The organism is Streptomyces sp. SCPE 10 (assembly GCF_051980735.1).
Taxonomy (GTDB): domain Bacteria; phylum Actinomycetota; class Actinomycetes; order Streptomycetales; family Streptomycetaceae; genus Streptomyces; species Streptomyces misionensis.
Genome location: NZ_CP197069.1, coordinates 6,751,477 through 6,763,319, shown reverse-complemented (window position 1 = coordinate 6,763,319; position 11,843 = coordinate 6,751,477). Strand labels below are relative to the sequence as shown.

General features: G+C 74.9%; 9 protein-coding genes. 1 reads left to right on the top strand and 8 read right to left on the bottom strand.

Annotated elements, in window-relative coordinates:
- Window positions 1-21 precede the first annotated feature (21 nt).
- The 7 genes from ACSP97_RS31015 to ACSP97_RS30985 form a co-directional block, all read right to left on the bottom strand.
- Window positions 22-759 (bottom strand): thioesterase II family protein, encoded by a 738-nt coding sequence (locus ACSP97_RS31015; RefSeq protein WP_440555314.1) that lies wholly within the window; start codon window positions 757-759, stop codon window positions 22-24.
- A 71-nt stretch (window positions 760-830) separates the two neighbouring features.
- A complete protein-coding gene (locus ACSP97_RS31010) occupies window positions 831-1,259 on the bottom strand; it encodes a cold shock domain-containing protein (protein WP_355323065.1) in 429 nt (142 codons plus the stop codon).
- Window positions 1,260-1,357: 98 nt separating this feature from the next.
- Window positions 1,358-3,748: a glycoside hydrolase family 65 protein gene (locus ACSP97_RS31005; RefSeq protein WP_440558498.1), complete on the bottom strand. Its 2,391-nt coding sequence runs from the start codon at window positions 3,746-3,748 to the stop codon at window positions 1,358-1,360.
- Window positions 3,749-3,750: 2 nt separating this feature from the next.
- The gene (locus tag ACSP97_RS31000; protein WP_355154649.1) at window positions 3,751-5,856 is read right to left on the bottom strand and encodes a xanthine dehydrogenase family protein molybdopterin-binding subunit; all 2,106 of its coding nucleotides are present in this window, start codon (window positions 5,854-5,856) and stop codon (window positions 3,751-3,753) included.
- Window positions 5,857-5,889: 33 nt separating this feature from the next.
- Window positions 5,890-6,885 (bottom strand): FAD binding domain-containing protein, encoded by a 996-nt coding sequence (locus ACSP97_RS30995; protein ID WP_355323059.1) that lies wholly within the window; start codon window positions 6,883-6,885, stop codon window positions 5,890-5,892.
- The gene (locus tag ACSP97_RS30990) at window positions 6,882-7,421 is read right to left on the bottom strand and encodes a 2Fe-2S iron-sulfur cluster-binding protein (RefSeq protein WP_074994722.1); all 540 of its coding nucleotides are present in this window, start codon (window positions 7,419-7,421) and stop codon (window positions 6,882-6,884) included. Before ACSP97_RS30990 ends, ACSP97_RS30995 begins: the two co-directional genes overlap by 4 nt.
- A 128-nt stretch (window positions 7,422-7,549) precedes the next feature.
- Complete coding sequence (locus ACSP97_RS30985; protein ID WP_355323130.1) at window positions 7,550-9,436, bottom strand: ABC transporter ATP-binding protein; 1,887 nt, start codon at window positions 9,434-9,436, stop codon at window positions 7,550-7,552.
- Window positions 9,437-9,732: 296 nt separating this feature from the next.
- On the opposite strand from ACSP97_RS30985, the gene ACSP97_RS30980 reads away from it, so the two are divergent.
- A complete protein-coding gene (locus tag ACSP97_RS30980; RefSeq protein ID WP_355154656.1) occupies window positions 9,733-10,491 on the top strand; it encodes a crotonase/enoyl-CoA hydratase family protein in 759 nt (252 codons plus the stop codon).
- 25 nt (window positions 10,492-10,516) lie between these two features.
- Here the strand turns inward: ACSP97_RS30980 and ACSP97_RS30975 are convergent, their stop codons facing one another.
- On the bottom strand, window positions 10,517-11,806 hold the full coding sequence (locus ACSP97_RS30975) for a hypothetical protein (RefSeq protein ID WP_440555311.1): 1,290 nt from the start codon (window positions 11,804-11,806) through the stop codon (window positions 10,517-10,519).
- Window positions 11,807-11,843 lie beyond the last annotated feature (37 nt).

Here is an 11,843-nt window from a genome sequence, read left to right as displayed (position 1 = left end):
GGGTCCGGCCGCTGCCGCCGCTCAGCCCGCGAGGATCTCGGCCAGTTCGACGATGTGGTCCGTGAGGTAGAAGTGACCGCCGGAGAAGACCTTGAGGTCGAAGGGGCCGGTGGTGTGTTCACGCCAGGCGTGGGCCTCCTCGGGGGTGACTCGCGGGTCGCGGTCCCCGGTGAGGACCGTCAGGGGGGCCTCGACGACGGCGTCGGCGGTGGCCCGGTAGGTCTCGATGGCGGTGTAGTCGCTGCGCAGGGCCGGCAGGATCATCCGCAGCAGGTCCTCGTCCCCCAGCAACCGCGGGTCCGTGCCGCTCAGTTTGCGCATCTCCTCGATGAGGCCGTCGTCGTCGCGCAGGTGCACGTTCTCGGAGGCGTACGCGGAGGGGGCGCGCCGCGCGGAGGCGAAGAGGTGCGCGGGGCCCTCGCCGTCGCGTTCGAAGCGGCGCGCGACCTCGAAGGCGACGATGGACCCCATGCTGTGCCCGAAGAAGGTCAGCGGACGGTCCGCGTAGGGTTGCAGCGCCTCGTACGCCTGGTCCGCCAGTTCGGCGATGGTCTCGATGCCCTTCTCCTCGTACCGGTCCTGCCGGCCCGGGTACTGGAGCACGAGCACGTCCGCCGCGGCACGCAGCGCGGTGGCCAGGGGGAAGTAGAAGGTCGCCGAGCCGCCGGCGTGCGGGAAGCACACCAGCCGGGCGGACGTGGACGGTGCGGGGTGGAAGCGGCGGACCCACAGGTCGCCGGTCGGGAAGGCTGTCGTCATGGCGTCATCCAGGGTTCGTCGATACCGGACGGGGGCGCCGACGCGCCGTCTGCGATCATGCGGCCATGCGGTCAGGTCGTCAACCACCCCTTGGTCCGGGCCAGTTCGACCACCCGCTCGCGGATCTGGCGGATCTGCGCGGCCGTGAGCGAGTCGACCGACGTGACCAGCAGTTCCGTGAGCTCGGTGCGGAAGTGGGCGGCGCCGGTGCCCTCGCCGGCCGGTGTGCCGGTGCGTTCGGCGGTGGTGCCGTCGGAGAAGACGGGGCGGCTGGGCGGGCGGTTCGGGGAGGGCTGGTGGATCAGCCGGATCTGCGAGGCCTTCGGGCCCTTCTCGCCCATCTCCAGGTGGAACTCGACCTCGCTGCCCTCGTGGTAGAGGTACTTCTCGTCGAGCAGGTCGTTGGCGTGCATGAAGACGTCCTCGCCGGGCTCGGTCGGGGCGATGAACCCGTATCCGCGGACCTCGTCGAAACGCAGCACCCTGCCGGTCGTCAGCACGGCCCACACACCTCCAGCACCAACCCAACGGTAACGGAGGCGAACTTACACAGCTTCGGGCACGGATACGACCCCGCGGACCGCGCTGCGCCCACCCCTCACTCCGGCAGCACCAGCCGCGCCGTCCGCCCCGGCCGCACGGTCACCACCCGGTCCGGCAGCCGCACGTCGACGGGCTCCGCGCCGGAGTCGGGCACGGCGACCTCCAGCCGGCGGCGGGTGAGCCGGACGCCGATCCCCCAGTGGCCGAGGTAGCGGATCGAGAAGCCGTAGGAGGAGACCGGCGGCAGCGGCACGGGGTCCAGCCAGAGGGCGCCGTGCCGGGTCTCCAGGCCGGTCAGTCCGCGCTGCACGAGGTCGAGGGTGCCGGCCATCGCGCCGAGGTGGATGCCCTCCCCGGTGGTGCCGCCCTGGACGTCGGCGATGTCGCCGCGCAGCGTCTCCTGGACGAACCGCCACGCGTCGGCGCGGCGGGCGCGGGCCAGGATCCAGCCGTGGACGAGGCCGCTGAGGGTGGAGCCGTGACTGGTGCGGCTCAGGTAGTGGTCGACGGTCGCGGACCAGGTGGTCTCGTCGACGTGTTGCCCCAACCGGGCGAACAGGGCGGCGAGTTCGCGGGGTGCGAAGAGGTAGCCGAGCATCAGGACGTCGGCCTGTTTGGAGGCCCGGTACCGGTTGGGGGTGTCGCCCTCGGCCTCCAGGATCCGGTCCAGGCGCCGGATGTCGCCGTATCGCTCGCGGTAGGCGCCCCAGTCGAGTTCGGCGAGGTCGCCGTAGCCCTCGAACTGGCTGATCACCCCGTCGTGGTGGGGCACGTGGAGGGTGCGCGAGACCTCGTCCCAGCGCGCCGTCTCGTCGGCGTCGAGGGCCAGCCGCTCGGCGAGTTCGCGGCGCCGCGGCTCGGGCAGCACGTGCAGCAGTTCCAGGGCGCGGGCGAGCACCCAGGCCGCGGTGACGTTGGTGTACGTGTTGTCGTCCAGGCCGGGCCGGTCGGCGCCGGGGTAGGCGTCGTGGTACTCGTCGGGGCCGACCACGCCCCGGATGCGGTGCCGGCCGAGGTGCTCGTCGTACTGCGCCGAGTCGGCCCAGAAACGGGCGATCTGGAGCAGCATCTCGGCGCCCTCGCCGTCGCGGAAGGCGGTGTCGCCGGTGGCCTCGCAGTACTGCCACACGTTGTACGCCACCGCGGAGCCGACGTGGTGCTGCAGCCGGGAGTTGTCGGGCAGCCAGCGGCCCGAGCGGGGGTTGAGGTGGAGCCGCTGGGTCTCCTCGCGCCCGTCGCTGCCGCTCTGCCAGGGGTAGCAGGCGCCGCGCCGGCCGAGGCGGGCCGCCGCGCGCCGGGCCGCGTCCAGCCGGCGGTGCCGGTAGCGCAGCAGGCCCCGGGAGACCTCGGGCAGGTGGAGGTTGAGGTAGGGCAGGACGAAGAGTTCGTCCCAGAAGACATGGCCGCGGTAGGCCTCGCCGTGCAGTCCGCGCGCGGGGACCCCGACATCCAGGTCCGCGGTGTGCGGGGAGAGCGTCTGGAGCACGTGGAAGAGGTGCAGGCGCAGGACGGTCCCGGCCTCGCCGGGCACGTCGAGCAGGGTGCGCCGCCACAGCCGGCCCCAGGCGGCCCGGTGGGAGCCGAGCAGGGTGTCGAAGGCGGGGGCGGTGGCCAGCCGGTCGAGGGCCGCGCGCAGCGGGTCGCCGATGGCCGGGTCGTGGGAGGTGTGCAGGGCGACGGTCTTGTCGACGGTGCGGGTGCGGCCGGGCGGGCAGGCGAGCCGCACCGTCTGTACCGCGCGGCGGGGTTCGGCGGCGGCGCTCGCCGGGGTGTTCGCGGTGAGCCGCCCGGCGAGGGCGATCCGGATGTCCGAGGTGCGGGTGCGGCAGTCCAGCCACACGGTGTCTGCGGTGGCGGCTCCCGTGCGCACCTCGGTGAGGTGGCGGCCGTCGAGGTCGCGGTAGCGGGCGACGCCGCGGTTGGTGACGTCCCCGTCGAGCGCGGCCTCGACCTCCAGTTCCGCGCCCGTGTCGCCGTCGACGGTGAACTCCGTGCGCAGCGCGGCGAGATGGGGGTCGACCAGGTGGACCAGCCGCAGCTGGCGTACGACGAGGGAGCCGTTCGCATCCAGCGGGTAGCGGGTGCGGCGCTCCAGCAGGCCGGGGCCGAGGTGCAGGGTCAGGTGGTGTCCGGCGACCTCGGTGGTGTCCGGGGTGAACCAGCCCTGCGCGCCGTCCGCCGGCCGGGTGCACGGACGGAAGCGCAGCGGCAGCCAGTTGGGCAGGTTGACCATGTCCTCGTTCTCGACGCGGCGGCCCGCGACCTCGGAGGTGAGCCGGTTGTAGCAGCCGGCCGCGTAGGTGCCGGGGTAGTGGACGTCGTCGGCGGTGCACTCGGGCAGTGCTCCCCGGGTGGCGAAGTAGCCGTTGCCCAGGGCGCACAGGGACTCCCGCAGGCGTTCCTGCGCGCCCTGGTAGCCGTCGTACTCCCAGGTCGCCCCGGCCACCGTCACCCCGAGGACAGCAGGCCGGGGAGGATCCGGTCGGGGGTGAGGGGCAGTTCGCGGCAGCGGACGCCGGTGGCGTGGTGGACGGCGTTGCCGATGGCGGCGGCGGTGCCGACGATGCCGATCTCGCCGATGCCCTTGCTGCCCATCGGGTTGAGGTGGGTGTCGTCCTCGTCGATCCAGTGGGCCTCGACGGCGGGTACGTCGGCGTTCGCGGGCACGTGGTAGGAGGCGAGGTCGGACTCGGTGAAGTCGCCGAACGCGGGGTCCAGGGTGCTGTGTTCGGTGAGGGCCATGCCCAGGCCCATGATCATGGCGCCGGTGAACTGGGAGCGCGCGGTGCGGGCGTTGAGGATGTGGCCGGCGGCGAAGACGCCGAGCAGCCGGCGCACCCGGACCTCGCCGGTGACGGTGTCGACGGCGACCTCGGCGAAGTGGGCGCCGAACGCGTGCCGGGCGTAGGGGACCTCGGCGTCGGCCCGGCCCGCGGTGTCGGCGCGGGCCTCGATGCCTTCGGCGGGCAACGGGCCGGTGTGCGCGGCGAGTCGGGCCGCGAGGTCGGCGCACGCGTCGTGCACGGCCCAGCCCCAGGAGGCGGTGCCCATGGAGCCGCCCGCCAGCGGGGCCGCGGGCAGGTCGCTGTGCCCGATCTCGATGCGCACCCGCTCCAGCGCGGTGCCGAGGGCGTCGGCCGCCACCTGGGCGAGGACGGTACGGGCCCCGGTTCCGATGTCGGTGGCGTTGATCCGCACGACGAAGGTGCCGTCGGGCAGGGCGCGGGCGGCGGCGGTGGCCGGGCCGGCGGAGGCGGGGTAGGTGGCGGCGGCGACTCCGGTGCCGAGCAGCCAGGGCCCCTCGCGGCGGGCGCGCGGGCGCGGGTCGCGCTCCTCCCAGCCGAACCGGCGGGCGCCCTCGCGCAGGCACTGCACCAGGTGCCGGCTGCTGAACGGCCTGCCGGTGCCCGGCTCGTGCTCGGGTTCGTTGCGCAGGCGCAGCTGGACCGGGTCCATGCCGAGCGCCCCGGCGAGTTCGTCCATGGCGGACTCCAGGGCGTACATGCCGGGCGCCTCGCCGGGGGCCCGCATCCAGGACGGGCTGGGCACGTCGAGCGCCACCGCGCGGTGCACGGTGAGCAGGTTCGGGGTGGCGTACATGACGCGGGAGGGCACCGCGGCCTGCTCCACGAACTCCTTCACCCGCGAGGTGTGGGTGGTCACCTCGTGCAGCAGCGCGGTCAGCCGGCCGTCGGGGTCGGCGGCCAGGCGCAGCCGGTGCAGGGTGGGGGCGCGGTGGCCGACGACGGTGGGCAGGTACCGGCGGGGGTAGGCGAGGGTGACCGGGCGGCCGGCGCGCAGCGCGGCCATCGCGGCGAGCACGAGGTCGGGGCGCGGGGTGCCCTTGGAGCCGAAGCCGCCGCCGACGTGCTCGCTGACCACCGTGACCCGGTCCTCGGGCAGCTCGAAGAGCTGGGCGAGGACCGAGCGGGCCGTCGTGCCGCCCTGGGTGGAGGTGTACACGGTGAGCCGGTCGTCGTCCCACCGGGCGGTGGTGGCGTGCGGCTCCATGGGGTGGTTGTGCAGCGGCGGCACCCGGTAGACGACGTCGACGCCGGTGCCGGCGGCAGCGAAGGCGCCCTCCGGGTCGCCGTGCTCGACCCGGCCGGGCTGGCCCGCGTTGGCCTCCTCCGGCTCGTAGCGGTCCGGGTGGTCCATGGTGAGGGTGAGGTCGGCGGGCTCGGCGTCGTACTCGACGCGCACCAGCCGGGCGGCGGCCCGGGCGGTCTCCAGGGTGTCGGCGACGACGAGGGCGACGCACCAGCCGCGGTGCGGCACGTTCGGGTCCTGGAGCACGGCCAGGATGCCGTCCTCGGGCTGGGCGAGCCGGGGCGCGTCGCCGGGGGTGAGGACGGCGAGGACGCCCGGCTCGGCGCGGGCGGCGGAGGTGTCCACGGCGGTGACCCGGCCGCGGGCCACGGCGGCGGGCACGGGCCAGGCGTGGGCGCGGCCGGACAACGGGTGCTCGGCGGCGTAGCGGGCGGCGCCGGTGACCTTCTGCCGACCCTCCAGGCGCTCGGCGGGAGCGCCGAGGACGGTGCCGGTGCGGGGCATGGGGTCTCCTCCTGATAGCCGGTGGCGGGCGGGTCAGGCCACGGCGTGGGCCGGGGTGAGGCGGTCGAGGACGTCGAGGGCGAGGTTGCGGGCGAGCGGCACCTTGAAGGCGTTGTCGCGCAGCGGGCGCGCCTCGGCCAGTTCGAGGTCGACGGCCCGTTCCAGGGCGGCCGGGGTGGGGGCCGCGCCACGCAGCGCCTCCTCGGCGCGCCGGGCCCGCCAGGGCTTGTGCGCGAGCCCGCCGAAGGCGAGGCCGACCTGCTGGATCACGCCGTCCGCGAGGCGCAGGACGACGGCCACGGAGGCGAGGGCGAAGGCGTACGACGCCCGGTCCCTGGCCTTGCGGTAGGCGGAGGGCAGCCCGGCGGTGGCGGCGGGCAGCAGCACACCGGTGATGATCTCGCCGGGGCGGATCTCGGTGTCCCGTTCGGGGTGTTCGCCGGGCAGCCGGTGGAAGTCGGCCACGGGCAGGCGGCGGGCGCCGTCGAGGCCGTACAGCTCGACTTCGGCGTCGAGGGCGGCGAGGGCGACGGCCATGTCGGAGGGGTGGGTGGCGATGCAGTGGTCGGACCGGCCGAGGACCGCGTGGTCGCGGTGGACGCCTTCGAGGGCGCCGCAGCCGGTGCCGGGCTCGCGTTTGTTGCAGGGCTTGGACAGGTCCTGGAAGTAGGGGCAGCGGGTGCGCTGGAGGAGGTTGCCGCCGGTGGTGGCGGCGTTGCGGAGCTGGCCGGAGGCGCCGGCGAGGAGGGCCTGGGACAGCGCCGGGTAGCGGTCGCGGACGCGCGGGTCGGCGGCGAGGTCGCTGTTGCGGACGGTGGCGCCGGCCCGCAGGGCGCCGTCGGGCAGTTCCTCGACGGCGTCCAGCGGCAGCCGGCCCACGTCGATGAGGACGGCGGGCCGTTCCACGCCGAGTTTCATCAGGTCGACCAGGTTGGTGCCGCCGGCCAGGTAGCGGGCGCCGGGGTGGGCGGCGTACGCCTCCACGGCCTCCTGGAGGCTGTCCGGCCTGAGGTAGGCGAAGCCGTTCACCGGATCACGTCCTCCACTGCCTCGACGATGCCCGGGTAGGCGCCGCAGCGGCACAGGTTGCCGCTCATGCGCTCGCGGATCTCGGGCCGGTCCAGCGGCACCGGGCGGCCGGAGGGGGCCGCGGGGTCGGTGACGTGGGAGGGGTGGCCGGCCGCGGCCTCGGCGAGCATGCCGACGGCGGAGCAGAGCTGGCCGGGGGTGCAGTAGCCGCACTGGAAGGCGTCGCGGTCGAGGAAGGCCCGTTGCAGCGGGTGGGGTTCCTCGCCGTCGCCGCCCAGCCCCTCCACGGTGGTGACCTCGCCGCCGTCGAGGCTGACCGCGAGCAGCAGACAGCTGTTGAGGCGGCGTCCGTCGACCAGCACGGTGCAGGCCCCGCACTGCCCGTGGTCGCAGCCTTTCTTGGCGCCGGTGAGATCCAGGTCCTCGCGGAGCAGGTCCAGCAGGACGCGGCGGTGGTCGACGTACAGGGTGTGGGGCTTGCCGTTCACCCGAAGGGTGATCTCCGATCCCGGAGCCGTTGCGTTTTCGCTGGTCATGACGTGGGCCTTCCGGACGGGCCGTGCTGCCGGGTGATGCCGTGGGGTCCGCGTATCCAGGTTCGCGGGCCTCACACGTACGAACCCGGCGGTTGTCCGGCCGGCCGCCGCCGAGGGCGGTCGCGCGGTCAGGCGGCGCCCACCGGGGTCCCCTCGTCGTCGCGCTGGGCGAACTGGGTGCGGTACAGCTCGGCGTACCGGCCGTCCGCGGCGAGGAGCTGGTCGTGGGTGCCGCGTTCGACGACGGTGCCGGACTCGATCACCAGGATCTGGTCGGCGGCGCGGACCGTGGACAGCCGGTGGGCGATGACCACGGCGGTACGGCCTTCCAGGGCCTCGGTCAGCGCCTCCTGGACGGCCGCCTCGGAGGTGTTGTCCAGGTGGGCGGTGGCCTCGTCGAGGATGACGACGCGCTGGCGGGCCAGCAGCAGCCGGGCGATGGTCATCCGCTGGCGCTCGCCCCCGGAGAGCCGGTAGCCGCGTTCGCCGACCACCGTGTCCAGGCCGTCCGGCAGGGACCGTACGACGTCGGCGAGACGGGCGCGGCCGAGGGCGTCCCACAGCTCGTCGTCCCCGGCGTCCGGCCGGGCCAGCAGCAGGTTGGCGCGGACCGTGTCGTGGAAGAGGTGGCCGTCCTGGGTGACCATGCCGAGGGTGGCCCGCAGCGAGGCCGCCGTCAGGTCGCGCACGTCCACCCCGCCCACCCGGACCGCGCCCGCGTCGACGTCGTACAGGCGCGGCAGCAGCTGGGCGATGGTGGACTTCCCGGCGCCGGAGGAGCCGACCAGGGCGACGGTCTGGCCGGGTTCGGCGCGGAAGGAGATGCCGTGCAGGACCTCGGTGCCGCCGCGGGTGTCGAGGGCGGCGACCTCCTCCAGGGAGGCGAGGGAGACCTGGTCGGCGGCCGGGTAGGCGAAGCGGACCGCGTCGAACTCGACGGCGACCGGGCCCTCGGGGACCTCGACCGCGTCCGGGCGCTCCTCGATCAGCGGCTTGAGGTCGAGCACCTCGAAGACCCGCTCGAAGCTGACGAGCGCGCTCATCACCTCCACCCGGGCCCCGGCGAGCGCGGTGAGCGGGGCGTAGAGCCGGGTCAGCAGCAGGGCCAGCGAGACGATCGCGCCGGGCTCCAGGGTGCCGTGCAGCGCGAACCAGCCGCCGAGCCCGTAGACCAGGGCCAGGGCGAGCGCGGAGACGAGGGTGAGGGAGGTGATGAAGACCGACTGGGCGGTGGCGGTGCGCACCCCGATGTCGCGGACCCGGGCGGCGCGGGCGGCGAACTCGGCCGACTCCTCCTGCGGGCGGCCGAACAGCTTGACCAGGGTGGCGCCGGGCGCGGAGAACCGTTCGGTCATCCGGGTGCCCATGGCCGCGTTCAGCTCCGCCGCCTCGCGCTGCATCCGGGCCATCCGGCTGCCCATCCGGCGGGCGGGCAGCACGAAGACGGGCAGCAGCACCAGCGCGAGCAGGGTGATCTGCCAGGACAGGGTGAGCATCACGGCGAGCGTGAGCAGCAGGGTGACCAGGTTGGTGACCACGCCGGAGAGGGTGTTGGCGAAGGCCCGCTGGGCGCCGATCACATCGTTGTTGAGGCGGCTGACGAGCGCTCCGGTGCGGGTCCGGGTGAAGAAGGCGACGGGCATGCGCTGCACATGGTCGAAGACGGCCGTCCTGAGATCGAGGATGAGGCCCTCGCCGAGCGTCGCCGACAGCCGCCGGCCGAGGATGCCGAGCCCGGCTTCGGCGAGGGCGACCAGCGCGATCAGCAGGGAGAGGCGGACGACGGTGCCCGAGTCGTGCCCGGACACGATCGCGTCCACGACGCGGCCGGCGAGCACGGGGGTGGCCACCGCGAGCAGCGCGGTCACCACCCCGAGCAGCACGAACCGGACGATGCCGGAGCGGTGCGGCCGGGCGAAGGCGGCGATGCGGCGCAGTGTGGCGCGGGCGAGGGGACGGCGGTCCGCCTGCGCGTACATCACGCTATGCAGCTGGGTCCATGCGGTGGTCTCCATGCTCATGAGGAAAACCTAGAACCTCAAGCTTCATTGAGGTCAAGGTCCGCGGCTTTTCACCCGCACAGGTCGCCGCGACGGCCCCGAACGACCTCGACGACCACGGCGCTGATCGTCGCCCTGGTCGCGGTCGGCGGTCCGGCGGCCCCGGCCACGGCGGTGGTTCCGGCCTACCGGATCATCACCGTGTGGCCTGCCGCTGCTGCCGGGGGCGCCCACGCTGGGGGCGCTGGTGCGGCTGAAGGTCGTCTGAGGCAGAGTGACCCTCCCAGCCGCCTGTAGAGGGAGTGCCCGTCGTGCCGGTCCGCGTGGAGCGCAAGGAGTACGTCACCACCGTCGTCCTGTCCCGGCCCGGGGCCCGCAACGCGGTGGACGGCCCCACGGCCCTCGAACTCGCGGACGCCTTCCGGGAGTTCGAGGCGGACGAGGACGCGCGGGTGGCGGTGCTGTGGGGTGAGGGCGGCACGTTCTGCGCGGGTGCCGACCTGAAGGCGATCGGCACCGAGCGGGGCAACCGGGTGGCCGAGGACGGCGACGGGCCGATGGGGCCGACCCGGCTGCGGCTGTCCAAGCCGGTGATCGCGGCCGTCGCCGGGTACGCGGTGGCGGGCGGTCTGGAGCTGGCCCTGTGGTGCGATCTGCGGGTGGCCGAGGAGGACGCGGTGTTCGGTGTGTTCTGCCGCCGCTGGGGTGTGCCGCTGATCGACGGCGGCACCGTGCGGCTGCCCCGGCTGATCGGCACGAGCCGGGCCATGGACATGATCCTGACCGGCCGCGCGGTGCCGGCCCGCGAGGCGTACGCGATGGGGCTCGCCAACCGTGTGGTGCCGGTCGGCACCGCCCGTGCCGAGGCGGAGGCGCTGGCCGCTGAAATCGCCCGCTTCCCGCAGTCGTGTCTGCGCGGCGACCGCGCCTCGGTCCTCGACCAGGAGGGCCTGCCCGAGGAGGCGGCGCTGCGCGCCGAACTGCGGTACGGGGCGGGGGTGCTGGCCGAGGGCGTGGACGGCGCCGCCCGGTTCGCGGCGGGGGCGGGGCGGCACGGTTCGTTCGACTGAGCACACCGCCCGCTCCCCCTGCGGGTCACTCCCCGGGGAGTCCGGCGTAGGCACGCAGCGCGTCGCGCGGGACGGGCAGTCCCCAGGAGCGGACGATGCCCCAGAGGTTCGCCCACTGCCAGGTGTCCTTGTCGAGCCCGGCGAGGGCCCGGACCAGGCGGCGCTGGGGCTCGGTCAGCGCGGTGAAGGCGCCGGGGCCGTCCGGGCCGGGTTCGCCGAAGGCCAGTCGCAGCGCGGCCGAGGCGACGGCGAAGCTCGCCGGGCCGGTGGTGGCGGCGAGGGCGTCGGTCACCGCGTCCAGGGCCTCGGCCGGGAAGCGGTCGGCGAGCAGGGTGAGGGAGGCGGCGGAGTAGCCGCGCAGGTCGCCGTCGTGGAAGGGCACGTGCGGCAGGCCGGTCTCCGACTCCTCGGCGACGGCCACGAGTTCGGCCAGCACCCGTGGGCCCACCGCTCCCTCGGCGCCCGTGGCGCCGAGGCGGGCCAGCGCCGTGGCCGCGGCCCAGCGCACCACCGGTTCGCCGGCGGTGAGGAACGGCCGCAGCCGGGCCACCGCCTCCGGGCCGCCACCGCGCTCGCGGTCACGGTCGGCGGCGTGGTCGCCGTCGCCGAGCAGTCCGACGGCGACCAGGGCGGTGGCGAGGACCGCGGGCTCGTCTTCCTCGTCCAGCAGCGCCAGCAGCCGCGGCAGGCTCTCCCGGGCCGCCTCCGGGAACCAGGCCGACAGATGCGCCGTGGCCGCCCGCACGGCCGCGTCCGCGTCGCCCAGCAGGGGGAGCAGCGCCGGTATCTCGCCGCGCACCGCGTCGTAGGCGCCCAGTTCCGCCGTCACGGCCGCCAGGTGCCGGTCGTGGTCGTACATGTCGCGGCGGAACGCGCGCATCCGCCGGTCCTTGTCGTCGGCCGCCGCCTCGACCCAGGCGTCGTACTCGGCGCGGACCGCCGCCGGGTCCTGTGCGCGGGCCTCCTCGACGTCGGCCCGCCAGTCGGCCACGGCGACGCCGTCGGGCAGGTGCGCCTCGTCGTAGCCGATGGCGAGGGCGGCCAGCAGTTCCAGGAGCGCGGACCGGTCGGGCAGCGCGGGGTCCGCCGCCATGCGGGCCAGGAACGGCACCGCGGCGGCCGTCGCCGGGTACCGGCTGCCCTGGTGGAAGATGTTGCCGTACAGCTCGTGCAGGGCCTTGTGGCGCTGCGGCGCGTCCGGGGAGCACAGGTCGCGCAGCAGTGCGGGCAGGTCGTCGGCGGGGCCGTAGGCGTGCGTCAGCGCGGACCAGTCGACGGCGTCGAGGCCGGACGGCGCGGTGTTGATCTCGGTCACGTCGGCACTGTCGCACACGGCACCGACAACGGGTCCG